Raw genomic sequence first — 25,816 nt, 5'->3', positions numbered from 1 at the left:
GGTGTTTTCGGTTCGCGGGATCCTGTGCGAGGATCGTCCAGGGCGCACCGGCGTCCCGCGGGAGGAGGACGTCATCGCGCCGCGCAAGCCCACGGGCACCATCACGCTGACCGACGTCGCCCGCGAGGCCGGCGTCTCGATCGCCACCGCCTCCAAGGCGCTCAACGGCCGCGACCAGGTCCGCGCCGAGACCCGCCAGAAGGTGCTCGACGCCGCCGCCGCGCTCTCCTTCACGCCGAACCCGTTCGCGCAGGCCCTCAACTCGCGGCGCACCGGCACGATCGGCATGCTCACCAACGATCTCGACAACCGCTTCGTGCTGCCGGTGCTCCTCGGCGCCGAGGACGCGTTCGGCGCCGGCTCCACCTCGGTCTTCCTCTGCGACGCCCGCGGCGACTCGATCCGCGAGCAGCACCACATCAAGAACCTGCTGGCCAAGCGCGTCGACGGCATCGTCGTGCTCGGCCGGACGACCAACCCGCGGCCGTCGATCACCGCGACGATCCCCGTCCCCGTGGTCTACGCCTACGCGCCCTCCGAGGACGAGCGCGACTCGTCCTTCACTCCCGACAACACGCTCGCCGGCGTGCTCGCCGCCCGCCACCTGATCGAGCGCGGGCGCACCCGCATCGCGCTGATCAACGGCGAGCCCAGCTACACCGCCGCCCACGACCGGGCCCGCGGCGTCGAGCGGGCACTGACGGAGGCGGGCCTCCCGCTGGTCGGCGGCGACGTCCTCTACGGCCAGTGGTCGGAGAGCTGGGGCCGGCAGTGCGCCGAGTCGCTGCTCGCGGCGCACCCCGACCTCGACGCGATCATCTGCGCCAGCGACCAGATCGCCCGCGGCGCCCTCGACCACCTGCGCGAGAGCGGCCACCCGGTGCCGCGCGACGTCGCCGTCGTCGGCTTCGACAACTGGGACCTCCTCGTCGAGGCCGCCCGCCCCCCGCTCACCAGCATCGACATGCAGCTCGAGGCCCTCGGCCGCGCCGCCGCCGAGGAGCTCTCGCACGCCATCCACGGCCGAGCGACGCCGGGCGTCCGCTCGATGCCGGTGCGCCTCGTCCCCCGCGAGTCCTCCGGCTGACGCGGCGGGTTCCGCGGGCCCCTGCTGATCGAGTAGCCCGCGCAGCGGGCATATCGAGAGCCACCATCACCGAAGCGCTGGCGACAGCGGGTCTCGAAGCACCGCAGCGGGCACCTCGGACAGCAGGGTAGGCGGACGGGCGGGCGCCCCTTCTCCGACTACCGAACTAAGACATCGCCGGGTCTCCCTGGACTAAGCAGATGAACGCCGTCCCTAGCCGAGTACCGCCACCGGCCGTTGAGTAGACGGCCAGCGACCCACCGACTGGAAGAATTCGGTGGCGTCCGCCGTCTCGCGGAACTCAAGAAGGTTGCCGACTTTGCTTTCGAGCACGTCCCGCACCTCGGCTGGTGTCGCGAAGAAGAATTCCTTTCGGCTGTTCGCCTGATTGAGGGCGCGTCCCGCGAAGTGACGGTGCAACTCCGTTTCGAGCGTGACAGCGTCCTCGGAAAAGTAGATGGTGTGGATGTCGAAGCGGAACGGGACGGATGCGCCACCGAGTTCATGCACCCGATCGGCAGGCTCTAGCCGCCGGGTGAGACCAATCTTGACGACCCCCTCTCCGAAGGCTCCTCGATTGGAGATGACGTACACGAAGCCCGCTCGGATGTTCGCAGCCCTGTAATTGTTGTCGATGATGGCCTGGTCGATCGCCGCCAACCGCACCTCCAGGTCGGCGTCCGAGACTCCAGCGTTCCGCAGCTGATCGATGGTCTGAACAAGAAGAGTGCGCTCCTTGTCGAGCTGCGCTCTCTGCTCTCGGAGCTCCTTCTCGACGCGGGCCTCCTCCCGCAGACGCGCTCGCTCCTCGCGTTGCTCTTCTTTCTCTTCCTGCTTCTTCATCAGCCAGTCCGCCGTGAGCTCGATCTCCTCGAGTCGCAGACCGTGATACTGGTCACTGATGTGCATCGCCATCATGGCGCCGAGTTTGGCGATCGCCGCGCGGGAGGCTTCCAGGCGCTTCTTCGCGGTATGCACATTGCCCAGCTTCAACGTGCGCACGCTGTTCTCCGCCTCCGCGTTGTACGCACGAAGCATGAGCTTCGACAGATCGTCACTCATCTTGCGACCTTTGGCCAGCGAATTGTCGAAGGTGAAGAGATTCGATTTCTCGATGGCGTGTCCCTCTCGGACAAGCGCCGCCGACCTGGCTTCGACGTCTTTCAACCTCGGAAGATACGCCGCTGAATCCTCTAGAGGATGGTGGTAGCGGTAGATACCGACCTCTTGCAACACCTGCTGATCGTTGAGTTCGATCGTCCCCGGCACTGTCGCCGGAGCGAGCGATGTCGCCGACGCTTCCGCGACCGAGCCGTCCTCGAAGGCCCTCAACCGCCAACGGAGTGTCACGATCTCCGCCTCCAACTGCTCGGCGCGCGCCTCCGCTGTTGCGACGGGGGTCGGCAGTTCTCCAGCCGCCTCCTGACGATCCGCTTCCATGGCGCGAGCTTCGCGCCGGGTTCCGGCTCTCGCATCGACCGGATCGGCGGGCGTCGCTGCGTCCTCCTCGATCCACAGTTGCCACTCGTCCGGAACCGTCGGCCAGTCGGCCGGAGGAGTCCAACCTGCTGGTGGTTTCCACCCAGCCGGAACCGGGGGCCATCCGGGCGGTGGGTTGAACTTCCGTGATCCGCCCGTCATGACCGGCGAACGCCAGAGGTGTCGACCGCCGCCAAGGTCGACGGACTTTTCGCGACCGCCGCGCCGAGGTGCTGCAGCGTCGCCAGCGGTACCACCCCGCTGAGGTCGATCTCCATGAACATCTCGCGAGAAACAGCGACGGCAACGAGTGGAATGAAGGTTCGGCGCCCTGTAGCGGGGTCGTTGGTTTCTGGGCCGACCTCAGCCGAGATCGCCTGGATGAGTCCCCGGCGATCTGCCTCGAAGATCTCGTGGAGAGAACGAAGAGCGACCTGATGGAGCGCACTTGCGTATCGCTCGTTCGCAGCAGCCTTGGACAGCTGGGTCTCGACGACCTCGTCGGTCGCCTTCACGTATCGGAAAGACTTCACGGTCCGCAGGGTGTCCGGGGCGGGCACTGTCACGTGAAGCCGCAGCTCGGCTGTCTCTGCATCGAACTCGGCGTCGTGTTCGACCGGGAAGGAGTCTGGATAGACGGAGTTCGCCAGAACGATCCCCACGTACTCCTGCACCGCGTCGATGGCTCCATAGCCAAGGCCCGCGATGAGGTTGTCGATCGACGAGTTCTGCTCGGCGACTTCAGCCTCCCGCACCCGGCATGCGGCGTCGTACCGCTCCCGTTCCGCGGTGAGGAGGTCGATGCGCCCCCTCTCCAGCTCCGCATGCTCGTTCGCGAGCTGCGCATCGCGCGTCGGGATCCAGTCGCGGTACGCCTCCCATTGGCCGTAGGCATGGTCGAACTCCGCCCTTGCCTTCTGCTGCGCGTCTTCGAATTTCTTCCTCTTCCCGAACAACCCGGTCGGCGCCGGCGGGTCGATATAGACGGGGGCGGGGGGAACGGGCGTGAGCGACGGGGCCGGCGTGGGCGTCTCCAGGTCACGCCGCGGGAACGGCGGGTGATCAGCCCGAATCTTCAAGCTCTCGAGATCGACGAAGTCGTCGACTCGGAGCGTCTCGGCGAGCAATCCGTCGATCTCGGCGTACTCGACAGCCAGGTCGTCGTTCAACTCCTCGACTTCGGCCGCCCTCAGCTCCAGATAAGCCGCCTTCGCCTCCCGCTCGTACTGCTTACGCTCGGCCTCTGTAGCCCGGGCGGAGGCTGCCTTGGCCCGCTCTTGGGCGGCCCGTGCGCGCTGAGCCTGAGCTCGAGCCTGGCTCTGTGCTCGCGCTGCCGCATTCGCGCGTGCCTCTGAAAGGCGCTGTTGGTGCTGGATCTCGGCAAGGATGCCGCGTCGCCGTGCCATTTTTCTACCTCCACAGAGTGAACGGAGTCGACTCTACTGAAGGACAGGATTGAACTGCACGACACCTCTTCAAAGGTCGGCGGTCATCCGACGACTCGGTCATTTATTCGACGGCTTCCATCGGATGAGCTCCTGCCCGCCCAAGCTGCCGGATCGATCTTCGGGTGCGCCGGGTCTCGATACGCCGCGTCCCGCGGCTACTCGACCAGCATGCAGCGTCGCACCCTCATGCCAGCATGCAGCGCAGCAGGCACCCCTCATGCTGATCGAGTAGCCCGCGCAGCGGGCGTATCGAGATCCACCCCCGAGCGGACTCCCGCCGTCAGCGCTGCGACACCGGCGAGATCACGAGTTCGTCGATGCGGACGTGGGCCGGCGACTCGAGGACGAACTCGACCGCGCGGGCCACGTCGTCCGGCGAGAGCATCGCCGCGCGCGCGACGTCGTCCGGGACCTGCGGCCGGTGGCGGAGGAAGTCCGTCGCGACGTCGCCGGGGCAGAGGTGGCAGGCGCGGATCCCGGAGGCGGCCTCCTGCGCGTTCAGCGTGCGGGCGATCTCGGCCAGCGCCTTCTTGCTCGCGCTGTAGCCGACTCCCGCGATCGGCGCGAACGCCCAGGCCGAGTACGAGGAGACGAGCACGACCGCGCCGGCGTGCGCCCTCAGCTCGGACAGCGACGCATCGATCACGCTCACCGGCCCGAGCAGGTTCGTGCGCACGATCTCCTCGAGCTCGCTCACCCGCTGGTCCCCCCAGGTCCGCCGCGGGGAGTTGAGCCCGGCCGCCAGGACCAGCGCGTCGATGCGGCCGGCCGCCGCCAGCACCGCGTCCCGGGCGGCGGGCACCGCCTCCCCGTCGCTCACGTCGAGAGGGACGACGACAGCGTCCCCGCCGGCACTCCCGATCCGCTCGGCGACCGCGTCGAGGCGCTCGCGGGACCTGCCGCTGAGCACCACCGTCCAGCCGCGGGCCGCCGCGCGCTCGGCCGACGCCGCTCCGATCCCGGAGCCGGCTCCCGTGATCCAGACGACCTTGCGCGGGTCCTCGGCGTCCATCCGGTACTCCCTCGGTGCTACGGTGACGAAAGAATAATCATACTAATGGAGGTTTCCCGTGCTCATCGATCTCACCGGCCTGGTCGTCGTGGTCACCGGAGGCGGACGCGGCATCGGCCGCACGATCGTCGACCGCTTCACGGCGGAGGGCGCGCGGGTCGCCGCACTCGATCTGGCCTTCCCCTCCCCCGCCGCGGACGAGGTGCAGCAGCTGGTCTGCGACGTCACGGATCCCGCCTCGGTGCGGACGGCGATCGACGCGGTGGTGGAGCGCTTCGGTCACGTCGACGTCCTGGTGAACAACGCCGGCATCAACGTCGAGGGCAGCATCGAGACCCTCGACCCGTCGCGCTGGGACGCTGCGTTCGACGTGAACGTCCGCGGCACCTTCCTCGTGTCGCAGGCCGTCATCCCGGTGATGAAGGCGCGCGGCCGGGGTCGCATCATCAGCGCCGCCTCGTTCGCGGCGATCGTGCCGAGCATCGGCGCCGCCGCCTACGGAGCGTCGAAGGCGGCCGTCGTGCAGTTCACCCGGGTCCTCGCCGGCGAGCTCGGGCCGTGGGGCATCACCGTCAACGCCTACGCACCGGGGATGATCCCCACCGCGATGAACGGCTTCGCCGACATGCCGGAGGCGGCGAAGGCGCGGCTCCTCGACACGCTGAGCCTGCGCCGCTGGGGCACGCCCGACGACATCGCCGATCTGCTCTGCTTCCTGTCGAGCGACGCGGCGGGCTACATCACCGGCACCCTCGTCGACATCAGCGGCGGGAAGCTCGCCACGCAGATCCCCAGCCGCGCCTACGAGGGCCTCGCGCCCCCGGAGTGATCGAGTCCGGCGCCGATCTCCGGTGACCCTCAGCCGGTCGGCGTCGCCCGGATCTCCTCGGCGGTGTCTCGGACGAGCGTGCGTGCCTCGGCCTCCGCACGATCTGCGTCGCCGGCGGCGATCGCCTCCGCGAGCCGCCGATGCTGGTCGACCGCACGATCGGTGGCGGCGGTGAAGGTCGGCACGCCGCTGCCGTACCTGCTGTCGAGCGCGGCCGCGATGGTGCCGAGCAGCTGGGCGAGCACCGCGTTGCCCGACCCCTCGACCAGGATCCGGTGGAAGCTCTGATCGGCGCTCGTGAACCGGGGCAGCGATCGCGCCTCGGCCGCGAGAGCGAGCTCCGCCGCCGCGGCCGACAGCTCCTCGCGCCGAACCGTCCCGCCCCGCGACGCGAAGAGCCGGGCCGCGGCCGGCTCGACCGCCTCGCGCAGCAGGAGGAGCTCCTGCAGCTGCGTCTCCCCGGCCGGCCCTGTGGCCCGCCACTGGATCACGTCGGGATCGAGAAGGTTCCACGAGCTCTCCGGCTGGACCTGCGTCCCCGCGCGCGGCCTCGCTCGGATCATCCCCCGCGCCTCGAGAGCACGGAAGGCCTCGCGCACCACCGTCCGCGACACGTCGTAGCGGCGGCCGATCTCCTCGGGCACGATCTGCGAGTCCGCCGGTCGGACCCCCGACGCGATCTCCCGCCCGAGCCCCTCGGCGACCCGGCGCTGCAGGCGTCTGCCGGAGCCGGAGGCCTCGAGGGCGGAGTCGACGGGCATGATGCGGCTCACGATACCCGCCCGATCCACGCACCCCTGGCCCGCCGCAGCCTCCTCGATCACCGTGCAGCGCCCCCCGCCGACCGAACGATCCCGTCGCTCGACCCGGTGCTACGGAGAGCAGGTGATGATCGGCAGCGTGATGCGGATGTCGTCGTTCGCGTCGGTCGTCACGCCTTTCCGCCCCGGAACGACGAAGTGCCAGATGAGCTGCACGGTCCCGGTGGTCTTCGCCACCCACAGCGAGGAGTAGTCGACCAAGGAGAAGTCCGTGGTCAGCTGCACCTTGCCGTACTGGCTCGTGTCGGTGCTGTAGTCGGGCGAGACGGCAGCGCCGTCGATCTCGAGTCGGGCGTACTGAGGGCCGCGGGTCGCCGGGGTGAGGGTGTCCGCGTACCTGCCACCGGCTCGATAGAGGAAGGTGTAGGTGGTGCCCGCGACGACCGGCAGCTGCGCCACCCACCAGACGTCCAGGTTGAGCCCTTCGAAGGACCTCGAGTCGTCTTCTTCCTGGTAGTACAAGTAGCGGCCGCCTTCCTCCCTGATGGTGGACGCACCGTGGTCGCCGTAGCCGCTGCTGTAGCGCCGCCACTGCGAGGGGTCGGTGAGGACGGGGCACGCAGCGGGAGACGCCGCTGCAGCCGGAGCCGCCGTCGCCAGGGCGACGACGGGCAGCGTCCAGACCGCCCCGGCGACGAGCGTGCGCCGTTCCACTGCGCCGTGACCGTCGGAGGTCGTCGGGTGTTCGTCGTCGTGCGTCATGAGTGGGTCTCCCGAGGTGTCGAGGTACGACCGCTGTCGCGGCTGACGTCGGCGTACCTGCACACCAAGGTGGTGCCCTCGCACCGCACCAGGCGAATTCCGGGCAGCTGAAGCACAACGATGACGCGTTCACGTCACTGCTGACGGGATCCGTGCCTCCCGACGTCTCGAGCAGTCCAGCCGCCGCTGCGCACGTTCATGCTGGTCGAGTAGCCGCCTCCAGCGGCGTATCGAGACCCGCCAGCCCCTACTCCGGCATCGAGAAGTCGAACCCCGGCGACACCAGGCAGCTCACCACCGCGTCCTCCGCCGCCGGCAGCAGGAACACGATCAGCGTCGCCGCCGGCCGCTCCCGCACCGAGCCGTCGGCGCCTTCTCCGGCTGGACCTGCGTCCCCGCGCGCGGGCGAGCGCGGATCATCCCGCGGGCCTCGAGAGCGCGGAAGGCCTCGCGCACCGCGGTTCGCGACACGTCGCAGCGGAGGCCGATCTCCTCGGGCACGATCCGGGAGTCCGCCGGTCGGACCCGATCTCGCGCCCGAGCCCCTCGGCCACGCGGCGCTGGCGACGGGTCCCGGAGCCGGCGGCCTCGAGGGCGGAGTCGACGGGCATCGTGCGGCTCACGCTACCGGCGGCACGAGTCCGCGCGACGGCGGATCCACTGCGAGGAGCTCCACAGCCGGACCGGTCCCGCTACGAGCAGGTGACGACCGGCATCGTGACGCGGATGTCGTCGGCCGACACCCTTTGGCTGAATCGCTTCCCGGGCACGATGAAGCGCCAGCTGACGCTCACCGCTCCCGTTCTGTCCGCCACCCACGCGAAGGAGTAGTCGCCCCAGGAGAACTCCTTGCTCAGCTGCACGCCGGCGATCTCGCTCGTATCGGTGCTGTACACGGGTGAGACGACAGCCCCCTCGATCTCGAACTGAACGGACTGCGGCCCGCGAGCCAGGCGGGGCACGCCCCTCGATTTGTTCCCACCGGCCCGGAACGCGAAGGTGTAGGTGGTACCCCTGGTGACCGGCATGTAGCCCCCCAGTGTGACGACCAGGTCGTCGCCCAGGCCCACCTTCTCATTGTCCAACCCCTGGCGGAAGAACACGACCCCGTCGTCCTCCTCGAAGCCGGACGGCCCCCCGTACGGCCCCTCATAGCCGTTGCCGTTGTCCTGGCGTCCCCACTGGTAGGACTCGGCGATGCTCAGGCACACCGCAGGAGAGGGAGACGCCGCTGCGGCCGGCGCCGCCGTCGCGAGGGCGACCACGGGCACCGTCCAGGCCCCGGTGGCGATGAGCGAGCGCCGTCTGACCGCGCGGTCGTCCGCCGAGGTCGTTGCAGGTAGGTCGTCGTGCGTCATGAAGGTGTCTCCCGAGGATCGAGGTGCGTCCGCTGTCGCGGCTCGTCTCGGCGCCCGTCCGGGTCGAGATCGAGTCCGCATCGGCACGCCTGCCGACGAGCGTGCAGCCCTCGCACCGCGTCAGGCGATTTCCTGGCGGCCGAAGCACAGCGATGGCGCTTTCGCGTCACCCTCCGTCCCGATGACCACCGACCGCGGCTTCGCTCCTGACAGCACCTCGTCGGCACCGGACCCGCCGCCCACCTGCGGGAAGCGGAACGAGAGCCGCTCGGACCGGCGCTCCTACGAGCAGGCGATCAGCGGCAGCGTGATGCGGATGTCGTCGTTCGCGTCGGTCCGCACCCCCCTTCCGCCCGGGCACGATGAAGTGCCACATGATCGAGCATCGCGCACAGCTGCCCGTCCACGCCGACCGAGCAGCCCGCGCAGCGGCCCCTCCGTGCTGGTCGAGTAGCCCCGGAGGGGCGTATCGAGACCCGCCAGCCCCTACTCCGGCATCGAGAAGTCCGCGAAGTCGAAGCCCGGCGACACCAGGCAGCTCACCACCGCGTCCTCCGCCGCCGGCAGCGTCCGCTGCCACACATCGGCCGGCACCAGCGCCTGCACCGGCAACTCCTCGAACGCCGAGCCGAGCACCACCGTCTCCCCGTCCTCCGGCTCCTCGCCGAGTCCGCCGTACTGCAGGGCCACCCGGCCGGGCCCGTTCCAGATCCACGTCTCCGCCGACGACACCCGGTGCCAGGCCGACGCCTCGCCCGCCGGCAGCAGGAACACGATCAGCGTCGCCGCCGGCCGCTCCCGCACCGAGCCGTCGGCGCCCACGAGCGTCAGCCGCTCCGGCGACTCCCACGTCCGCCGGTACCAGCCGCCCTCGGGATGCGGCTCCAGCCCCAGCGACTCGGCGAGCGCCGGCCGCCGCACCCGCTCGAGCACCCGCCCGTCCACGCTGAGCCGGTCCACGAACCCGCTCACCTCCGCGCCTGCCATCGGACCTCCCCGGAGATGATCGTGGCGAGGGCCGTCCCCTCGCCGTCTTCCACGACCGCGGCGACCACGTCGTCGGACGAAGAACCGGACACGCCCAGCACCGCGAGATCGGCGAGGGCCCCGGGCACCAGCGTGCCGAACGACCCCGCCGCCCCCATCGCCACCGCACCGCCGAGCGTCGCCGCCGCCAGCAGCCGCGCGTGCAGATCCCGCCCCGCGTACCCCTGCGCCCGCGCGATCCGGCACAGCTCGGCGACGTCCCCGAGCAGGTCCAGCGACGGCGTCGACGACAGCGAGTCCGTCCCCACCGCGATCGCGTTCCCCTCGCGCAGATAGTCCGCGACCGGCGCCTCGTCGAGCCCGATCACCGCGTTCGAGCGCGGGCAGAGGGCCACGGAGGTGCCCGTGCGGCGCAGCGTCTCGCGATCGTCCGCATCGACGTAGATCCCGTGCGCGATGTGCACGTCCTCGCCGAGCGCGCCGATCGTCTCGGCGTACGCCACCGGGCGCAGCGCGCTGCCGCCGTTGCGCAGCAGGTGGAAGCCGTCGTAGCCCCAGCGGCGCCACTGCTCCGCGAGGTCGCCGCGGCCGTGCATCGTGTACTCCGCCTCCCAGGCCGACTCGGCCAGGTGCAGGTGCCGGCGCACGCCGAGCTCCTGCGAGAGCCCGGTCAGATCGCTCAGCACCGGGGTGTCCAGCGAGTACGGGGCGTGCGGCGAGAGCCCGATCCGCGTCACCCCGGAGGTGCGCACCAGCTCCGCGGTGATCGCGCGCCCGCTGCCGCGCCAGTCGTCCTCGAGGAGGCTCATCAGCTCCCAGTAGGCGATCCCGTGCACACGGCCGTCCTCGAGCACGCGCAGCGCGTCGAGGTCGGTCACGATGTCCGCGATCGCCGTCGTCCCGGTCGAGACCGCGATCTCGAGGCCCGCCGCGGCGGACGCACCCCAGTCGTGCGGCTGCTCGTAGACCTCCTGGAAGGCGCGCGACCAGTCCTCGAAGCCGGCGTACCGGCCGAGGCCGACCGCGGCCATGCAGGTGTACTGCAGGTGCGAGTGCGCGTTGACGAGCCCCGGGACGATCGCGCCCGGCCACTCCCGCACCGCGGGCGACTCGTCCCGGAGCGAGGCGAGCACCGCGTCGCGCGGGCCGACCGCGACGATCCGCTCGCCGCGCACGGCGACCGCCCCGTCGCGCTCCGGCTCGCCCGCGACCGGCAGCACCCACGGCGCGCTGTGCACGGTGAGCACCGATGTCGAGCTCCCGGCGCTCTCCCGCCCGAGCGGGACCGCGCCGCTCACGGGATCCACGCCGACGGCATCAGTCCCGCGAGACTCGCCGTGCTCGCCGCGACCGCCAGCAGCACCGCGACGCCCGTCACCGCCCAGTCGACCGGCGTGTACCGGATCTCGCGCAGCCAGGTCCGCTTGTGCGTCCCGAAGCCGCGCAGATCGAGCGCGTCGACGGTGTCCTCCGCGTCCACGAACGACGTGATGGTGACGGGCACCATCAGCGGCGCGATCTCGCGGAGCCGGCGGATCGGGTTGCGGGTCGCCGAGCGCTCGTAGCCGCGCAGGCGCTGCGCCGCCGCGGTCTCCTGCAGGTTCGAGGCCGCGCTGGGCAGGAACTTGAAGGTCAGGTCGATCCCGTAGGCGAAACGGGCGGGCAGGCCGAGGCGCGCGAACGCGACGGCGAGGTCGCCCGGACGGATCGCGAAGGCCAGCGGGAAGCCGACCGCGACCAGCGTGAGGAAGCGCAGCAGCAGGTTGACCGCGTACGAGACCGCCCCCTCCGTGATCGCCAGGCCGACGACCGGCACCGTGAACAGCGTCGCCCCGGACTCGGGCTCACCGCTGCTCGTCGCGCCGACGATGAGGCCGTTGATCCCCGCGAAGACGACGACGAACACGGCCACCACGGCCCAGTTCGCGCGCACCTCGCGGAACGGGATCCGCGCGCTGGCGTAGTACGCGAACGCCACGACGGCGAGCGCCGCCATCCAGCGCAGATCGCGCACCTGGCTGGCGGCGACGACGAACATCACCGGCACCAGGATCAGCACGCGCGGATCCCGGCGGCCGAGGAAGGAGTCCCCGCCGAGATAGCGAGGCGAGACCTCCATCTCGGGCGCCCGTCAGCGTCCGGCGAGGTTCTGCAGCGGCTTCCAGACCCGGTCGAGCACGGGCACCAGGATCACCGCGGTGATGCCGGTCGCGAGGATCGCCAGGAGGTAGGAGCCGAAGAACCAGTACTGGAAGGTCTGACCGAGGAAGAGGAAGTCGGTGGCGGTGAAGAGCAGTCCGACGACGACCGCGGCGACCGCGATCGCGGCGGCCCAGACGAGCTGGCGGCCGGTGGTGCGCGGCTCCTTGGCGTAGTAGCCGATCAGTCCGGCGAGCAGGCCGACCAGGCCGTTGGCGATGCTCCAGTTCCAGTAGGTGAGGAAGCCGTAGCCCATGATCTGGTCGACGATCGCGTTGCCGACGGCGCCGGTGAAGAAGCCGGCGACCGGGCCGAAGCGCAGACCCACGAAGGGGATGATCGCGATCGCGGGGCGGATCGAGATCATCGTCCCGGGGATCACGAAGCTGAGCGCCCCGAGCGCCCCGTAGAGCGCGGCGCCGACGGCGCCGAAGACGATCGTGCGGGAGGAGACGGCCCAGGGGCCGGTCTTCGCGGCGGTGGAGGTGGTGGCGGTCACGGGTGAGTCCTTTCGAGGGGGGCGGAGGAGCGGGGGTCGGACGTGCCGCCGGCGTCGGGGGTGCTGCCGGGGTCCTGCTGCGCGCGGCGGAGGCGCCGGGCGAGGTCGAGCGGGCGCGGGAGGCGGCCGCTCGCGGGTCCGTGGCGCCGAGCGGCGCGCACGAAGTCGGTCTCGCGCAGCACCGCGCGGGAGTGGCCGGGGTGGACGCCCGGACCGTGCCAGAGCGCCGTGTCGTGCACGACCTCGGCGGGGGTCGCGTCGGCGACGACCCCGCCGCCGTCGACGACGACCACTCGGTCGGCGCGGGCGAGGGCCATGTCGACGTCGTGGGTGATGAAGTAGACGCTGTCGATCCCGTCGATCCCCCAGACCGCGTCGAGGAAGTGGCGGGAGGAGCGCTCGTCCTGCCCGGCCGTCGGCTCGTCGAGGATCAGCGTCCGCGGCCGCAGGGTCAGGGCGAGCGCGACGGCCAGCCGGCGCTGCTGCCCGAAGGAGAGCGTGCGAGGCGGGCGCTGCAGGATGCCCGGCACGTCGTCGAGCGAGACGGCGCGCAGCGCGGCGTCGGCGATCGCGGGGATCTCCTCCGCCGGCACGCCGAGATTGCGCGGCCCGAAGGCCAGCTCGGCCTCGACCGTCTCGCTGAACAGCGCCTGGCCCGGGTTCTGGAAGAGGTAGCCGCAGGTCGAGACGAGCTCGGCCGCGGTCAGCTCGTGCACCGGCCGGTCGTCGAGCAGCACCCGGCCGCGCGTCGGCGCGACCAGGCCCACCGCCGCGCGCATCAGCGTCGACTTGCCGGCGCCGTTCCGCCCGAGGATCGCGACACGCTCGCCCGCGTGGAAGCGGCGGTCGACGGCCGCCACGATCGTCCGCGCGCCGTAGCCGAGCTCAGCGCCGTCGAAGTGCAGGCGAGCGGCACCGGCCGGAGCCGGCCGCGCCTCCTCCTCGGGCGACTCCTCCCCCGCGGCGCCGGCGAGCAGCGCCTCGAACGGCAGCTTCACCGACTCCGGCGACGCGACCTCGAGGAACCCGGCGACACCGCCCGAGTAGACCACCCGCCCCTCCTCCAGGTAGACGACGCGGTCCGGCTGCAGCGCGAGCACCTCGTCGACGCGGTGCTCGACGATCACGGCCGCCCCGCCGCCGTCCACGTAGGCGCGCACCGCCCGCAGCAGCACGTCGGCCGCGTCGGGGTCGAGGTTGGCCAGCGGCTCGTCGATGACGATCACCCGCGGGTCGAGCACGAGGATCCCGGCGAAGGCGACGAGCTGCAGCTGCCCGCCGGAGAGCTCGTGCGGCGGTGTCGAGAGCAGCGCGGTCAGCCCGAGCCGCTCGGCGACCCGGTGCGCGCGCTCGCGGATCTCGGCGGGCGGCGTCCCGCGGTTCTCCAGCCCGAACGCGATCTCGGCGAGCACGCTGTGCCCGACGACCTGCTTGCCCGGGTCCTGCAGCAGCGTGCCGACGACCTCCGAGATGTCGCGCAGGGCGAGCGGAACCGCGTCCCGCCCCTCGACCTCGATCCGCCCGGTCACCTCGGCGCGGTAGGAGCGCGGCACCAGGCCGTTCAGCACCCGCAGCAGCGTGCTCTTGCCGCAGCCGGACGGGCCCGCGACCAGCACGACCTCGCCGCTCGACACCGAGAAGCTCGCGTCCACCAGCGACGGCTGCTCAGCGTTGCGGTAGGTCACTCCGACGCCCTCGAGGCGCAGCAGCTCGGTCACGAGCGCGCTCCGTCCCGCTGCGGCGCGGCACGGCGGCCGGTCGAGGTCCAGCTGCCGAGGAAGTCGCGCTGGGCGCTGCTCGGCGCGTCGATCCGCAGCCCGAGCGAGTCGAGCTTGGCGCGCGCGACCCGGTCGTCGACCTCGGGCGGGAGCAGGTGCACGGCCGGAGCGAGGCTCCCCGCCTCCCGCGCGAGCAGGTCGACGGCGGCCACCTGGACGCCGAAGGACAGGTCCATGATCTCGATCGGGTTCCCCTCACCGGCGGTGCAGTTGATGCAGCCGCCGTCGTCGAGCACGACGATCGAGCGGCCGTTGGGCAGCGTGAAGCTCTCCAGCGCGTGCCCGATGCTCTGCCGGGTCGCGCCCGCGGCGAGCGCCGCGTCGATCGCGATCTCCTGCGCCACTCCGCCTGAGACGGCCACGGCCGCCCCCTCCGGCAGGGCGAGCAGGTGCTCGACGTCGACGGTGTGCGCGATGCCGGTCGCCGAGATCAGCAGGTCGGCGCTGCCGGCCGCCGACTCCAGGGCGTCGACGTCGTAGCCGGCGAAGACCGCCTCGAGCGCGCGGACCGGGTCGACCTCCGCGATCGTCACGCGGGCGCCGAGTGCGCGGGCGTGCTGGGCGACCCCGCGGCCGACCGGCCCGAAGCCCGCGACGACGACGTGCGCGCGATCGAGCGGAGTCGCGAGCAGGTCGAGCATGGTCAGCAGCGTCGACTGCCCCGTGCCGTGCCGGTTGTCGAAGAGCGTCTTGCAGCGCGCGTCGTTGACCGCCAGCACCGGGATCCGCAGCGCGCCCTGGCGCTCCATCACCCGCAGCGGGCGGAGGCCGCTGGTGGTCTCCTCGGTCGCCCCGCGCAGGGTCTCGAAGACCGCGGGCCGGTCGGTGTGCGCGAGCCGGGTCACCGACGAGCCGTCGTCGACCAGGATGTCCGGGCGCCGGTCGAGCAGCCCCAGCGCGAACGCCCGGTCATCGGCGGCGCTCGCGTCCGAGCGGGCGAAGACCGCGATCCCCGCGTGCTGCAGGGCGGCCGCGGTGTCGTCGTGGGTGTTGGAGGCGCCGCACATCACGCTGACGTCGGCGCCGGCCGCCGCCAGCTCGAGCGCCAGGGTCGCCGTCTTGGGCTCGAGCACGAGCACCAGCCCGATCCGCAGCCCCCGCACACTGCCGCTCTCGCGCAGCTGCCCGGCGATCCCGCGGGTCACCGGCATGAAGCGCGCGGCCCAGTCGATCTTGTCCTGCCCCTGCCCCCACAGCGAGGCGTCCCGGATCGGCGCGGTCATCGGAGCAGCTCCAGCGCGAGGGCGCGGTCGGCACGCTCGCGCAGGTCGTCGGGGGAGGGATCCTGTTCCCGGGCGGCCTCGACCGCCGCCGCGAAGCGCGCGGACAGCTCCTCGCGGGTGCGGCGGGCCGAGCCGTCGGCGACGTCGCGCGCCACCAGGAGGAAGAGCTCGCGCTCGGCGTCCACGATCCGGTCGATCCCGGGGCGGCCGGAGGAGGGGTCGGTGACCGCGGCCACGGCCGGGCGCTCCTCCGCCGCGTCGACGAGGAGCAGCGGACCGCCGCCTCCGAGCAGCGCCGCGGTGACCGGGCCCGTCAGCTCTCCCGTCGCGAAGGCGATCGTCGCATCCCCCAGATCGGCGGAGTCCGCCGTCTGCACCGTGATTCCGAGCTGGGTGATCTCGACCAGCGCGACCGGATCGTCGCCGACGACGACCACGCGGGCGCCGATGGCGGCGGTCCTGGTCGCCAGCTCGGCGGCGAGCGGTCCGCTGCCGAGCACGGCGACGCGGGTGTGCGCGAAGGAGAGGTTGGACGCCGCGGCGACCGCGCGGAGCACCGCCTGCGCCCAGGCGGTGCGAGTCAGCGCTCTGACGACCCGGGAGTCACCGGACGCGTCGGCCGCCGTCGCGGCCAGCGCGGCGCGGCGCAGCGGGGTGAGGGTGGCGTGCATGACGCTCCAGGGGAGTCGGCGGTTCTAAGCGGTTAGCGCGACCATAGTCGCGCCTCGTTTCCCCCACCCGCTCGTTTATTACGCCCATGTGAAACATTCCGCGCCGCCCGCGCCTCTCCGCCATCGAGCACCTGCGTGGCGGGCCCCCCTCCCCCTCGCCGATCACGCTCCCACCTGCGGGCGCCCCCTCCATGCTGATCGAGTAGCCCGCACAGCGGGCGTATCGAGATCCCCCCACCCCCCTCCCATAAGCTGACCGGATGTCAGCCCGCCCCCGGCGCCCCACCCTCGCCGACGTGGCGCGCTCGGCCGGCACCTCCGCGACGGTCGTCAGCTACGTCGTCAACAACGGCCCGCGCCCCGTCTCCCCCGAGCTCCGCGCCCGCGTCGAGACCGCCATCACCGAGCTCGGCTACCGCCGCAACTCCCTCGCCGAGGCGCTCAGCGTCGGCCGCTCCAATCTCGTCGGCCTCCTCGTCCCCGACTCCTCCAACGCCTTCTTCGGCGAGCTGGCGCGCGAGATCGAGCACGAGGCCCGTCGCCGCTCGCTGCTGACGCTCCTCGGCAACACCGAGTACGACCCGGAGGTGGAGCGCGGCTACGAGCGCACCTTCGCCGACCTCCGCACCGCCGGCATCCTCCTGATCACCATCGACCCCGCCAGCACCGCCGACACCGCCCCGCGCGTCTTCCTGCACTCCGCCGCCCCCACCGACGCCGAGCCGAGCGTCGTCTTCGACGACGAGCAGGGCGTCCGGGCCGCCGTCGAGCACCTGCTCGCCCACGGCCACGACGACGTGCACTGCGTCACCGGCCCCGACGACTTCGGCCCCTCCGGCCTCCGCGCCCGCTTCTGGGCCGAGGCGATCGGAGGCGCCGCCGGCCGACTGCACCGCGTGCCGATGGACCGCGTCTCGGCCGAGGCCGCCCTTCGCACCATCCTGCGCACCGAGCGCCCGCGCGCCGTCTTCGCCACCACCGACGAGCACGCCCTCGCCCTCCTCCGAGCCGCGTCGCAGGAGGGGATCCGCGTCCCGTCCGAGCTCGCGATCGTCGGCTTCGACGGCATCCGCGAGGCGCTCCTCGGCGGCGTCCGCGTCACCACCGTCGCCGTCCCCGTCCGCGAGATGGCCCGCATCGCCTTCGAGCTCCTCGACGAGACTCTGGCCGACGACCCCGTCCGCCACGTCCGCCTGCCGACGACCCTCGTCCTCGGCGAGACCTGCGGCTGCACCCCCACCCCCTGACGCCGGGTCTCCCTGGAAGAGACGCCCGCAGACATGCTGGTCGAGCAGCCCCGTACGGCCCCTCCATGCTGGTCGAGTAGCCCCGTATCGGCCCCTACATGCTGGTCGAGTAGCTCCGTATCGGCCCCTGCTTGCTGGTCGAGTAGCCGCGCCAGCGGCGTATCGAGACCCGCCCGCCCAGCCCCCTCAGCCGATCGCCGCCAGCCGCCCCACGACGCCCTCGCCCAGCCGCGCCACGTACCCCTCCGGGTCCGGCCCCTGCGGCGCGAGCTCGACCAGCGAGATCCCGAGCGCCGCGTACTCCTCCATCGCCCGCACGAACCCGTCGGGGTCGCCGACCGGATCCCCGCCGCCGATGATCGTCTTCGTGATCCCGTCGTAGTCGCGCCCCAGCTCGTCGCAGTGCCGGCGCAGCACATCGAGCTTGTGGGCGATTCCCTCCGCCCCGATCGCGAACAGGTTGCAGGCGTCGCCGTACTCCGCGACCAGCCGCAGCGTCTTCTTCTCGCCGCTGCCGCCGATCAGGATCGGCGGACCCGGCCGCTGGATCGGCTCCGGGTGGTTCAGCGTCTCGGCCAGCTGGAAGTGCTTCCCCGTGTACGGCCCGTCGTCCTCGCTCCACATCTGCTTGCAGATCTGCAGCGTCTCCTCGAGCCGCTCGAACCGCTCCTTCAGCGCCGGATACGGCACGCCGAGCCCGAGGTGCTCCCGCTCGTACCAGGCCGCGCCGATCCCGAGCATCGCCCGCCCGCCCGACAGCACGTCGAGCGTCGTCACGATCTTCGCCAGCAGCCCCGGGTGCCGGTAGGTCACTCCGGTCACCAGCAGCCCCAGCCGCAGCCGCTCCGTCCGCCCCGCGACGAACCCCAGCGAGGTGTACCCCTCGAGCATCGGATCCTCGCTCGTCGCGAACTGCTCCATCTGGAAGTAGTGGTCCATCAGCGTGAACCACTCGCAGCCGATGTCCTCCGCCGTCCGCGCCGTCGCCCCGAGGATCGGCGCGATCCCGGCACTGCCCCCCGGCAGCGTGAAGTTCATGAAATGAATGCCTACCTGCATGGCTGCGCTCCTGACTCCTCGGAGGCGGATGGCGTCCGGCGGGACTCCGCCGTCTCCACGCCCGCTCCCCTGCTGATGACTCGATCCGAGCCTCCCACGCGCCGCCGCCGGTCCGGCCCGCACTCCGCGGACTCCCATCCACGCAGTGGTCGGAACGCGCCAGCCGGCGATGACGACTGCTCCTCAGGGGATGTGGTCGTGCTGATCGTGAGTGGTCTGCGGCGCGCGGAGTCCCCGCCAGAAGGGCTCGTGTGGTGAGTGCTCGATGATGAGCGACGGAAGGATGGCTACGGCGCCTGCACCTCGAAGGAGGATGTCATCAAGCGACGCGACGACGTCGAGCACGGATCTCGGATCGAACTGCCCGGCCAGACGCTTCGCCTTCGTCCGGACGTTGTTCGGCGTCGGTCCGGCGTCGATGATCGAGTGGTTCCACAGCCGACTGTGGTGAGCACACCTGTTGCGCAGATACACGAGCGCCCGAACTCGGTATGCGAATCCCGCCTGAGCGATACCGAGGCTCGAGGCGACCGCGCCGGCCAGCGACCCGGAATCACCGCGTTCGATGCACTTCGACAGCGTGCCGAACGACCAAGCGTCGACTGCAGACCAGATCGGCATCGCATCGAAGCGTGCGGTCCCCACCTCGCGAGTGTTCGCTGTGGACCGCAGAATGTGCCTCTCCCGACTGCGTTCGATGTCTCGGAGGCACGCCTCCACGGTCGGCTCCGCAGAGGGAGCATTCGAGTAGAAGGCGGCCGAGAGATACGACCTGTAGGGGCCGTGTCGATCGGCGATGACATGAGCGGTGTGGCTGCGGAGGAGGATCTCGGCGTGCGCGAGCTGTGCGCTGAGCGACTGCCTCAGCTCTTCGTCTGCGTCGTAGATCCTCCGGATCCCTTCGAAGGAGGTGTCCTGGACGAACATGTCGTCGCCGTCCTGCGGGGCGCGCCGAAAATACCTGGCATAGCCGGAGAACCGGTAGTAGTTCTGCGCCGCTAGGAATTCTTCGCAGGCCGCCGGGTCACCGACGGCGAGGCCGCGCTGGCGGAGCAGCTGAACCTGCTGCGCCCACGAAAGGCTCGGCTTCAGAGCCACTGCAGTACCCCGATACCCATAAAAAAGGCCCCTCCCATTTGAGCTTCAAGGAGAGGCTTGGGAGGGGGTCGATTGGTTCGACTTTACCAGGTGCCCACGCGGCGCGGACTGTCGGACCGGTACCGGCGCGGAACATCGAGTCCTTGGCGTCCGACGCAGCAAGATGCTGCCGGCGCCCGTCACCGCGGCGCATACCGCGTCAGCACCGCGCCCTCCGGCAGCGGCTCGCTGCCGACGAAGCGCAGCTCCGGTCGGAACCCGGCGGCGAAGTACGGCGTTCCGCTGCCGAGGACGAACGGCTGCACGTGGAGCCGGTACTCGTCGATCAGCCCGGCCGCGCCGAGCGAGGCGGCCAGCGCCGGCCCGCTCACCTCGATCGCGCCGTCGGTCTCGGCCTTGATCCGGCGGAACGCGTCCACCGCGTCGGAGGCGATCAGCGTCACTCCCTCGGGCACCTCGGTCACCGTCGACGAGAAGACGACCTTCGGAGTCTCGACCCACGCCCGCGCGAAGTCCTCGGCGACCTCGTCCCACTCCGGATCCGGCCGGCCCCAGTACGCCATCATCCGCCACATCCGGCTGCCGTAGACCGACAGGGCGGCGGCCCGCTGCCCGTCGTTGAAGACCCGGTGCAGCGCAGGCCCGGGCGCGGGGAAACCGGAGAGGTCCCCGTCCGCCGCCGCGACGAACCCGTCGGTCGACACGAGCATCCCGTAGCTGACGAACCCCATCGGAGCCTCCTGATCGGCGCGACCACGGCGTCGCACGCCCGATGCTAGCCATGCACCCGCGGCGCCCGGAAGAGGAGACGTCCGGACGAGTCCTACGCCCCGACGCGGAACCGTCGCCCGCCGAACTCCACGACGTCGCCGACCACGAGCTGCCGCCCGCGCCGCCGGTCCACCTCGCCGTTCACGCTGACGAAGCCGTCCGCGACGGCCTCCTTCACCTCGCCCCCGGATTCGAGGATCCCCGCGAACTTGAGGAACTGCCCGAGCCGGATGCTCTCCCCGTCGAGCGCGACCTCCTCGACCGGATCCTGTGCAGCCACGAGCGTCAGACCGCCGGGATGTCCGCGAAGCGGGAGAAGTGGCCGTGGAAGCCGACGGTGACTGTACGGGTCGGGCCGTTGCGGTGCTTGGCGACGATGAGGTCGGCCTCGCCCGCGCGCGGGTTGTCCTTCTCGTAGGCGCTCTCGCGGTGGAGGAGGATCACCATGTCGGCGTCCTGCTCGATCGAGCCGGACTCGCGGAGGTCGGAGATCGCGGGCAGCTTGTCGGCGCGCTGCTCCGGTCCGCGGTTCAGCTGCGACAGCGCGATGACCGGCACCTGCAGCTCCTTCGCGAGCAGCTTGAGCGCGCGGGAGAACTCGGAGACCTCCTGCTGGCGGCTCTCGACCTTCTTGCCCGAGGTCATCAGCTGGAGGTAGTCGATGACGACCATCTTCAGGCCGATGCGCTGCTTGAGCCGGCGGCACTTCGCGCGGATCTCGACGAGGGTGAGGTTCGGCGAGTCGTCGATGTAGAGCGGCGCGTCGTTGATGCGGCCGCGGGTCGAGGCGATGGTCGTCCAGTCGCGCTGGTCGACGGTGCCCTTGCGCATGTGCTGCAGCGGCACCGACGCCTCGGCGGAGAGCAGGCGCATCGCGATCTCGCTGCGCCCCATCTCGAGGGAGAAGAAGATCGTCGCCATGTTGTGCTTGATCGCGGCGGCCCGGGCGAAGTCGAGCGCGAGCGTCGACTTTCCGAGCGCGGGGCGGGCCGCGACGATGATCATCTGGCCGGGGTGGAAGCCGTTCGTCAGGTCGTCCAGGTCGGCGAAGCCCGTCGGCACGCCGGTGAAGGCGCCGTCCTTGTGCGCGGCCGCCTCGATCTCGTCGATGGCGACAGTCACCGCGTCCGTCAGCGGGACGTAGTCCTCCGCCGTCTCGGACCCGGTGACGTTGTAGATCTCGGCCTGCGCCGTGTTGACGAGGTCGAGCACCTCGCCCTCGCCCTGGTAGCCCATCTGCGCGATTCGGGTGCCCGCCTCGACCAGCCGGCGCAGCAGCGCGCGCTCGGCCACGATCGACGCGTAGTAGCCCGCGTTCGCCGCGGTCGGCACCATCGCGGTGAGCGAGTGCAGGTAGTCGGCGCCGCCGGCGCGCTGCAGCTCGCCCTGCTTGGTCAGCTCGTCGGTGACGGCGATGACGTCGGTCGGCTCGCCGTGCGAGTAGAGCGCGAGGATCGCCTGGAAGACGATCTCGTGCTTGGGGATGTAGAAGTCGGTCGCCTTGACGCTCTCGACGACGTCGGCGACGGCGTCCTTGGAGAGCAGCATGCCGCCCAGTGCCGACTGCTCCGCGAGCAGGTCGTGCGGGGGAGTGCGCTCGTTGCTGCGCGGGGAGTCCCCTCGGGAGTCCCGTCCGTCTCGTCCGTCCGAGCCGGGAACCGCCAGGTGCGCGATCGTCATGCCTTCGCCTCCTCCTGTCGGGTGCCTCGCGGAACGGGTGGCGACACGGTCGAGCCGTCTGTCGCGAGTGCCGGACACAGGTCTACGCCCGACCTCCGACAGCGGACGCTCGGCGCCTGCCCCGCTCCCCTCGCGGGGCGCTGCGCCACACTACGGACCGGCCGCCGCCGGGGTCAAACCACCCTGTGGAGAGAACTGTGGAGAACGAGCGGGAAACGCCGCGCCCTCTGTGGGCAACGTGTGGACAACCCTGTGGGAACTCGACTGTCGGGCAAGTTTTTTCAGCGGCCTGACCAGGTCTTCCCCTGTTTCCACAGCTGTGTGGGGAAAAGAGTCTCCAGACCGCATTGAAGGTTGTCCCTCCGGGAGGGTGTATGTGGATGGAGCTGTGGACAACCGCAACGACGAAGGGCGGTGCGAGGGGACCGTGAAGTCCCGTCGCACCGCCCTCCGCGGCGTTCTCGCGGCCTTACTTGGCCGCGACCACCTGCAGCTTCACGGTGGCCTGGATGTCGTCGCGCAGACGCACCACGGCCTCGTGCTCGCCGATGTTCTTGATCGCGTTCGAGATCACGATCTTGCGCTTGTCGAGCTCGCCGTAGCCGGCCGCCGCCACCGCGGTCGCGATGTCGGAGGTCTTGACGGAGCCGAAGAGGCGCCCGTCCTTGCCGGCCTTGACGGTCAGCTTCACGCGGTTGGCCTCGAGGACCTGCTTCGTGTGCTGAGCCTCTTCGATGGTCTTGTGCTCACGAGCGGCTCGCGCCGACTTGATCTGCTCGACCTGCTTCTCGCCACCGCGGGTCCACGCGACGCCGAAGCCCTGCGGGATGAGGTAGTTGCGGGCGTACCCGTTCTTGACGTCGACGACGTCACCGGCGGAGCCGAGACCGTCGACCTCGTGGGTCAGGATGACCTTGGACATCTTCTACCTACCTTCCGCTGCCGGCGTAGGGCAGGAGTGCCATCTCGCGGGCGTTCTTGACGGCGCGGGCGATGAGGCGCTGCTCCTGGACGGAGACGCCGGTGATGCGACGGGCGCGGATCTTCCCGCGCTCCGAGATGAACTTGCGAAGGGTCGGGACGTCCTTGTAGTCGATGACGCCCACGCGGACCGACTTCGCGGGGGCCGCGTTCTTCGCGCCCTTGCCGCGGATCGGCTTGCGGCGGTCGCCGCTGCTCTTTCCAGCCATAGTGGTTTCCTTAGATTCTGGTTCGCGTCCGTCGGCACCCCTCTCGGGACGGGGACGCGTGATTCAGGTGAGGGCGCGCTCGAGCCCGAGGCTCAGAACGGCGTCTCGTCGTTGTAGCTGCCCGGCGTGCTCCACACGTCGCCACCGGCCGGAGCGCTGGGCGCCCACGGCTCCTCGGCCTGGCCGCCACCGCGGTTGCCGCCGCCGTTTCCGCCGGAGCCCCCCTGGTTGCCGCCGTTGCCGCCGCCGAAGCCGCCCTGGCTCGCGCCCTGGTTGCCTCCGCCGCCGCCGACCTGACCGCGTCCACCGCCGCCACCTGCTGCGCGCGTGACCTGAGCGGTCGCGTAGCGCAGCGAGGGGCCGATCTCGTCGATCTCGAGCTCGATGCTGGTGCGCTTCTCGCCTTCCTTCGTCTCGTAGGAGCGCTGCTTCAGGCGGCCGGTCGCGACGACACGGCTTCCCTTGGTCAGCGTCCCCGCGACGTTCTCGGCGAACTCGCGCCAGACGGAGGCCCGGAGGAACAGCGCTTCGCCGTCCTTCCAGTCGTTCGCCTGACGGTCGAAGGTGCGCGGCGTGGAGGCGATGGTGAAGTTCGCGACCGCGAGCCCGCCCTGCGTGTAGCGCAGCTCGGGGTCGGCGGTGAGGTTCCCCACCACGGTGATGATCGTCTCGCCGGCCATCAGCGTTACGCCTTGGGAGCGGCCGGAGCCTTGGCAGCCTTGCGGGCGGCCTTCTCGTCGGCGAGCTTCTTGGCGGCGGCGACCTGGGCGATGCCCTCTTCGGCGCGGAGCACCTTGGTGCGCATGACGGCCTCCGACAGCTTCAGCTGACGGTCGAGCTCGTTCGCGGCGGCCGAGGTCGACGTGAAGTCGACGATGGCGTAGATGCCCTCGGACTTCTTGTTGATCTCGTACGCCAGACGACGGCGGCCCCAGACGTCGACCTTGTCGATGGATCCACCATCGGTGCGGATGACGTTGAGGAACTTGTCGAGACTCGGAGCGACGGTGCGCTCATCGATCTCGGGATCCAGGATCACCATGAGTTCGTACTGATGCGTCACTAACCCACCTCCTTCGGACTGAACGGCCACGGTATTTCCGTGACAGGAGGGTATGTAGCATCTGTCCACTCCCGCGGACGCGAGTGCGTCTGGTCATGGACAACCTGACGACCCTACCATCCGCGCGGCTCCGCGCCCAGGGCCGATCTCAGTGCCGGCACCACCCGAGGCTCCTCAGCGCGCCGCCCACCACTCCTTCAGCCGCCGGGCGGCCTCCTCCTCGCCGAGCGGCCCCTCCTCGAGCCGCAGCTCCAGGAGGAACCTGTACGCCAGCCCCACCTCGCGCCCCGGCGGCAGCTCGAGGATCGCCATGATCTGCGTGCCGTCCAGGTCGGGCCGCTTCGACGCGAGCTCCTCCTTCTCGGCGAGCTCCGCGATCCGCTGCTCCAGGTCGTCGTAGGCGTGCGCCAGGCGGTCGGCCTTGCGGGTGTTGCGGGTGGTCACGTCGGCCCGGGTCAGGATGTGCAGCCGCTCCAGCAGCGGGCCGGCGTCGGTCACGTAGCGGCGGACGGCCGAGTCGGTCCAGGCGCCCTCGGTGTAGCCGAAGAAGCGCAGGTGCAGCTCGATCAGCCGGGCGACGTCGCTGATCGTCTGCTTGTCGAACTTCAGCGAGCGCAGCCGCTTGATCGCGAGCTTCGAGCCGACGAGGTCGTGGTGGTAGAAGCTGACCGCTCCGCCCGGCTCCAGACGCCGCGTGGCCGGCTTGCCGATGTCGTGCAGCAGCGCGGCGATGCGGAGGGTGACGTCGGGTGCCGCGCCGGGGTTCCGCTGCCCCTCGAGGGCGATCGCCTGCTCCAGCACGGTGAGGCTGTGCACGTAGACGTCCTTGTGGTGGTGGTGCTCGTCCTGCTCCAGGCGCAGCGCCGGCAGCTCGGGGAGGAAGTAACCCGCCAGACCGGTGTCGACGAGGAGCTCGAGTCCCGCCCGCGGCGAGGCGGTCGCGAGGAGCTTCCGCAGCTCCTCCTGCACCCGCTCCGCCGAGACGTCGTCGATGCGGGGGGCCAGCTCGGCCATCGCCCACTCGACCTCGTCGGTCGTGCGGAAGCCCAGCTGCGAGGTGAACCGCGCGGCGCGCAGCATCCGCAGCGGATCGTCGCCGAAGGAGAGATCGGCTGCAGCCGGCGTGCGCAGCCGGCCCGCGAGCAGGTCCTCCACTCCCCCGGCGGGGTCGACCAGCACGATCTCGGGGAGCCGCAGCGCCATCGCGTTGACGGTGAAGTCGCGGCGCACGAGGTCGCCCTCGAGGCTGTCGCCGAACTCGACCTCCGGCTTCCGGCTGACGCCGTCGTAGCTGTCGCTGCGGTAGGTCGTGATCTCGACCGTCTCGCCCGCGATGCGCGCGCCGATCGTGCCGAACGCCCGGCCGATGTCCCAGTGCGCCTCCGCGATAGGAGCGACGATCCGCACGATGTCGTCCGGCCGCGCCGAGGTCGTGAAGTCGAGGTCGTGCACGCCGTGCCCGAGGAAGGCGTCGCGGACCGGGCCGCCGACCAGCGCGAGCTCGTGGCCCTGGGCCGCGAACGCCTCCGCGAGCCGGGCCACCGTCGGCGTCGCCGCGAGAGCGCGGAGGGTCTCGAGTGCGGTCTGGACGCTGTGCATCCGGCAGATCCTACCG

Annotated in this window: 28 protein-coding genes; 3 read left to right on the top strand and 25 right to left on the bottom strand. The window is 71.0% G+C overall.

Going from position 1 to position 25,816, the window contains the following annotated elements:
• The first annotated feature begins 1 nt into the window (after position 1).
• Positions 2 to 1,087: a LacI family DNA-binding transcriptional regulator gene (locus HRK28_RS15080; RefSeq protein ID WP_347877743.1), complete on the top strand. Its 1,086-nt coding sequence runs from the start codon at positions 2 to 4 to the stop codon at positions 1,085 to 1,087.
• Positions 1,088 to 1,300: 213 nt separating this feature from the next.
• Here HRK28_RS15080 and HRK28_RS15075 read toward each other — a convergent pair whose 3' ends face one another.
• From HRK28_RS15075 to HRK28_RS15065, 3 genes are all read right to left on the bottom strand, one after another.
• Positions 1,301 to 2,527 (bottom strand): DUF4041 domain-containing protein, encoded by a 1,227-nt coding sequence (locus HRK28_RS15075; protein ID WP_254304936.1) that lies wholly within the window; start codon positions 2,525 to 2,527, stop codon positions 1,301 to 1,303.
• Between the two features lie 197 nt (positions 2,528 to 2,724).
• Positions 2,725 to 3,972 (bottom strand): hypothetical protein, encoded by a 1,248-nt coding sequence (locus HRK28_RS15070; protein ID WP_173252183.1) that lies wholly within the window; start codon positions 3,970 to 3,972, stop codon positions 2,725 to 2,727.
• Positions 3,973 to 4,294: 322 nt separating this feature from the next.
• A complete protein-coding gene (locus HRK28_RS15065) occupies positions 4,295 to 5,026 on the bottom strand; it encodes an SDR family oxidoreductase (RefSeq protein WP_173252182.1) in 732 nt (243 codons plus the stop codon).
• Between the two features lie 58 nt (positions 5,027 to 5,084).
• Here HRK28_RS15065 and HRK28_RS15060 point away from each other — a divergent pair, with 58 nt between their 5' ends.
• Positions 5,085 to 5,855 (top strand): SDR family NAD(P)-dependent oxidoreductase, encoded by a 771-nt coding sequence (locus HRK28_RS15060; protein ID WP_173252181.1) that lies wholly within the window; start codon positions 5,085 to 5,087, stop codon positions 5,853 to 5,855.
• 29 nt (positions 5,856 to 5,884) lie between these two features.
• On the opposite strand, the gene HRK28_RS15055 is transcribed toward HRK28_RS15060, so the two are convergent.
• The 12 genes from HRK28_RS15055 to HRK28_RS15005 all read right to left on the bottom strand — a co-directional run bounded on the left by HRK28_RS15055 (position 5,885) and on the right by HRK28_RS15005 (position 16,093).
• On the bottom strand, positions 5,885 to 6,616 hold the full coding sequence (locus tag HRK28_RS15055; protein ID WP_160086197.1) for a FadR/GntR family transcriptional regulator: 732 nt from the start codon (positions 6,614 to 6,616) through the stop codon (positions 5,885 to 5,887).
• Between the two features lie 111 nt (positions 6,617 to 6,727).
• Positions 6,728 to 7,378 (bottom strand): hypothetical protein, encoded by a 651-nt coding sequence (locus tag HRK28_RS15050; RefSeq protein ID WP_173252180.1) that lies wholly within the window; start codon positions 7,376 to 7,378, stop codon positions 6,728 to 6,730.
• A 247-nt stretch (positions 7,379 to 7,625) separates the two neighbouring features.
• Positions 7,626 to 7,736, bottom strand: coding sequence for a cupin domain-containing protein (locus tag HRK28_RS19790; RefSeq protein WP_217274799.1), 111 nt, complete (start codon positions 7,734 to 7,736; stop codon positions 7,626 to 7,628).
• The gene (locus HRK28_RS20885) at positions 7,709 to 7,879 is read right to left on the bottom strand and encodes a GntR family transcriptional regulator (protein WP_367948439.1); all 171 of its coding nucleotides are present in this window, start codon (positions 7,877 to 7,879) and stop codon (positions 7,709 to 7,711) included. Before HRK28_RS20885 ends, HRK28_RS19790 begins: the two co-directional genes overlap by 28 nt.
• A 191-nt stretch (positions 7,880 to 8,070) precedes the next feature.
• A complete protein-coding gene (locus HRK28_RS15040; RefSeq protein ID WP_173252179.1) occupies positions 8,071 to 8,736 on the bottom strand; it encodes a hypothetical protein in 666 nt (221 codons plus the stop codon).
• Between the two features lie 486 nt (positions 8,737 to 9,222).
• Positions 9,223 to 9,708 (bottom strand): cupin domain-containing protein, encoded by a 486-nt coding sequence (locus tag HRK28_RS15035; RefSeq protein WP_244231722.1) that lies wholly within the window; start codon positions 9,706 to 9,708, stop codon positions 9,223 to 9,225.
• Positions 9,705 to 11,030, bottom strand: coding sequence for an amidohydrolase family protein (locus tag HRK28_RS15030; protein WP_367948438.1), 1,326 nt, complete (start codon positions 11,028 to 11,030; stop codon positions 9,705 to 9,707). Before HRK28_RS15030 ends, HRK28_RS15035 begins: the two co-directional genes overlap by 4 nt.
• Positions 11,018 to 11,842 (bottom strand): energy-coupling factor transporter transmembrane protein EcfT, encoded by an 825-nt coding sequence (locus tag HRK28_RS15025; RefSeq protein ID WP_173252178.1) that lies wholly within the window; start codon positions 11,840 to 11,842, stop codon positions 11,018 to 11,020. Before HRK28_RS15025 ends, HRK28_RS15030 begins: the two co-directional genes overlap by 13 nt.
• A gap of 12 nt (positions 11,843 to 11,854) precedes the next feature.
• Complete coding sequence (locus HRK28_RS15020) at positions 11,855 to 12,421, bottom strand: ECF transporter S component (protein ID WP_123447291.1); 567 nt, start codon at positions 12,419 to 12,421, stop codon at positions 11,855 to 11,857.
• Positions 12,418 to 14,139 (bottom strand): ABC transporter ATP-binding protein, encoded by a 1,722-nt coding sequence (locus HRK28_RS15015; protein WP_173252177.1) that lies wholly within the window; start codon positions 14,137 to 14,139, stop codon positions 12,418 to 12,420. Before HRK28_RS15015 ends, HRK28_RS15020 begins: the two co-directional genes overlap by 4 nt.
• Positions 14,136 to 15,422 carry an adenosylhomocysteinase gene (locus HRK28_RS15010; protein ID WP_173252176.1) on the bottom strand — a complete coding sequence of 429 codons (1,287 nt, stop codon included), beginning with the start codon at positions 15,420 to 15,422 and terminating at the stop codon, positions 14,136 to 14,138. Before HRK28_RS15010 ends, HRK28_RS15015 begins: the two co-directional genes overlap by 4 nt.
• Positions 15,419 to 16,093 (bottom strand): hypothetical protein, encoded by a 675-nt coding sequence (locus HRK28_RS15005; protein WP_173252175.1) that lies wholly within the window; start codon positions 16,091 to 16,093, stop codon positions 15,419 to 15,421. The genes HRK28_RS15010 and HRK28_RS15005 overlap by 4 nt, the downstream gene beginning before the upstream one ends.
• A 260-nt stretch (positions 16,094 to 16,353) precedes the next feature.
• Here HRK28_RS15005 and HRK28_RS15000 point away from each other — a divergent pair, with 260 nt between their 5' ends.
• Positions 16,354 to 17,340, top strand: a complete 987-nt coding sequence (locus tag HRK28_RS15000; RefSeq protein ID WP_160086169.1) for a LacI family DNA-binding transcriptional regulator — start codon at positions 16,354 to 16,356, stop codon at positions 17,338 to 17,340.
• 186 nt (positions 17,341 to 17,526) lie between these two features.
• On the opposite strand, the gene HRK28_RS14995 is transcribed toward HRK28_RS15000, so the two are convergent.
• The 10 genes from HRK28_RS14995 to HRK28_RS14950 form a co-directional block, all read right to left on the bottom strand.
• Positions 17,527 to 18,378: an LLM class F420-dependent oxidoreductase gene (locus tag HRK28_RS14995; protein ID WP_254304935.1), complete on the bottom strand. Its 852-nt coding sequence runs from the start codon at positions 18,376 to 18,378 to the stop codon at positions 17,527 to 17,529.
• 204 nt (positions 18,379 to 18,582) lie between these two features.
• A complete protein-coding gene (locus HRK28_RS14990) occupies positions 18,583 to 19,497 on the bottom strand; it encodes an Abi family protein (protein ID WP_367948437.1) in 915 nt (304 codons plus the stop codon).
• A gap of 179 nt (positions 19,498 to 19,676) precedes the next feature.
• Positions 19,677 to 20,228, bottom strand: coding sequence for a dihydrofolate reductase family protein (locus tag HRK28_RS14985; RefSeq protein ID WP_173252173.1), 552 nt, complete (start codon positions 20,226 to 20,228; stop codon positions 19,677 to 19,679).
• 92 nt (positions 20,229 to 20,320) lie between these two features.
• Positions 20,321 to 20,548: an RNA-binding S4 domain-containing protein gene (locus HRK28_RS14980; RefSeq protein WP_160086163.1), complete on the bottom strand. Its 228-nt coding sequence runs from the start codon at positions 20,546 to 20,548 to the stop codon at positions 20,321 to 20,323.
• A 5-nt stretch (positions 20,549 to 20,553) separates the two neighbouring features.
• On the bottom strand, positions 20,554 to 21,948 hold the full coding sequence (dnaB, locus tag HRK28_RS14975) for a replicative DNA helicase (RefSeq protein ID WP_173252172.1): 1,395 nt from the start codon (positions 21,946 to 21,948) through the stop codon (positions 20,554 to 20,556).
• A 469-nt stretch (positions 21,949 to 22,417) separates the two neighbouring features.
• Positions 22,418 to 22,870: a 50S ribosomal protein L9 gene (gene rplI / locus HRK28_RS14970; protein ID WP_160086161.1), complete on the bottom strand. Its 453-nt coding sequence runs from the start codon at positions 22,868 to 22,870 to the stop codon at positions 22,418 to 22,420.
• Positions 22,871 to 22,877: 7 nt separating this feature from the next.
• The gene (gene rpsR / locus HRK28_RS14965; protein ID WP_056039813.1) at positions 22,878 to 23,138 is read right to left on the bottom strand and encodes a 30S ribosomal protein S18; all 261 of its coding nucleotides are present in this window, start codon (positions 23,136 to 23,138) and stop codon (positions 22,878 to 22,880) included.
• Between the two features lie 92 nt (positions 23,139 to 23,230).
• A complete protein-coding gene (locus HRK28_RS14960; protein WP_123706126.1) occupies positions 23,231 to 23,818 on the bottom strand; it encodes a single-stranded DNA-binding protein in 588 nt (195 codons plus the stop codon).
• 5 nt (positions 23,819 to 23,823) lie between these two features.
• Complete coding sequence (rpsF, locus tag HRK28_RS14955; RefSeq protein WP_123447279.1) at positions 23,824 to 24,201, bottom strand: 30S ribosomal protein S6; 378 nt, start codon at positions 24,199 to 24,201, stop codon at positions 23,824 to 23,826.
• Between the two features lie 174 nt (positions 24,202 to 24,375).
• Positions 24,376 to 25,800 (bottom strand): CCA tRNA nucleotidyltransferase, encoded by a 1,425-nt coding sequence (locus tag HRK28_RS14950; protein WP_173252171.1) that lies wholly within the window; start codon positions 25,798 to 25,800, stop codon positions 24,376 to 24,378.
• Positions 25,801 to 25,816 lie beyond the last annotated feature (16 nt).

The organism is Rathayibacter sp. VKM Ac-2835 (assembly GCF_013266705.1).
Lineage (GTDB): Bacteria > Actinomycetota > Actinomycetes > Actinomycetales > Microbacteriaceae > Rathayibacter.
This window is presented reverse-complemented; position numbering and strand designations above follow the sequence as displayed.

Excerpts from the sequence above, each read along its gene's own strand:
- HRK28_RS15040 (WP_173252179.1), bottom strand. The coding sequence starts at position 8,736 with ATGACGCACGACGACCTACCTGCAACGACCTCGGCGGACGACCGCGCG.
- HRK28_RS15005 (WP_173252175.1), bottom strand. The coding sequence starts at position 16,093 with ATGCACGCCACCCTCACCCCGCTGCGCCGCGCCGCGCTGGCCGCGACG.
- HRK28_RS15010 (WP_173252176.1), bottom strand. The coding sequence starts at position 15,422 with ATGACCGCGCCGATCCGGGACGCCTCGCTGTGGGGGCAGGGGCAGGAC.
- HRK28_RS15065 (WP_173252182.1), bottom strand. The coding sequence starts at position 5,026 with ATGGACGCCGAGGACCCGCGCAAGGTCGTCTGGATCACGGGAGCCGGC.
- HRK28_RS14995 (WP_254304935.1), bottom strand. The coding sequence starts at position 18,378 with ATGAACTTCACGCTGCCGGGGGGCAGTGCCGGGATCGCGCCGATCCTC.
- HRK28_RS14960 (WP_123706126.1), bottom strand. The coding sequence starts at position 23,818 with ATGGCCGGCGAGACGATCATCACCGTGGTGGGGAACCTCACCGCCGAC.
- HRK28_RS14950 (WP_173252171.1), bottom strand. The coding sequence starts at position 25,800 with ATGCACAGCGTCCAGACCGCACTCGAGACCCTCCGCGCTCTCGCGGCG.
- HRK28_RS15075 (WP_254304936.1), bottom strand. The coding sequence starts at position 2,527 with ATGGAAGCGGATCGTCAGGAGGCGGCTGGAGAACTGCCGACCCCCGTC.
- HRK28_RS15050 (WP_173252180.1), bottom strand. The coding sequence starts at position 7,378 with ATGACGCACGACGACGAACACCCGACGACCTCCGACGGTCACGGCGCA.
- HRK28_RS15025 (WP_173252178.1), bottom strand. The coding sequence starts at position 11,842 with ATGGAGGTCTCGCCTCGCTATCTCGGCGGGGACTCCTTCCTCGGCCGC.
- rplI (WP_160086161.1), bottom strand. The coding sequence starts at position 22,870 with ATGTCCAAGGTCATCCTGACCCACGAGGTCGACGGTCTCGGCTCCGCC.
- HRK28_RS15000 (WP_160086169.1), top strand. The coding sequence starts at position 16,354 with ATGTCAGCCCGCCCCCGGCGCCCCACCCTCGCCGACGTGGCGCGCTCG.
- HRK28_RS14985 (WP_173252173.1), bottom strand. The coding sequence starts at position 20,228 with ATGGGGTTCGTCAGCTACGGGATGCTCGTGTCGACCGACGGGTTCGTC.
- HRK28_RS15055 (WP_160086197.1), bottom strand. The coding sequence starts at position 6,616 with ATGCCCGTCGACTCCGCCCTCGAGGCCTCCGGCTCCGGCAGACGCCTG.
- dnaB (WP_173252172.1), bottom strand. The coding sequence starts at position 21,948 with ATGACGATCGCGCACCTGGCGGTTCCCGGCTCGGACGGACGAGACGGA.
- rpsR (WP_056039813.1), bottom strand. The coding sequence starts at position 23,138 with ATGGCTGGAAAGAGCAGCGGCGACCGCCGCAAGCCGATCCGCGGCAAG.
- HRK28_RS15070 (WP_173252183.1), bottom strand. The coding sequence starts at position 3,972 with ATGGCACGGCGACGCGGCATCCTTGCCGAGATCCAGCACCAACAGCGC.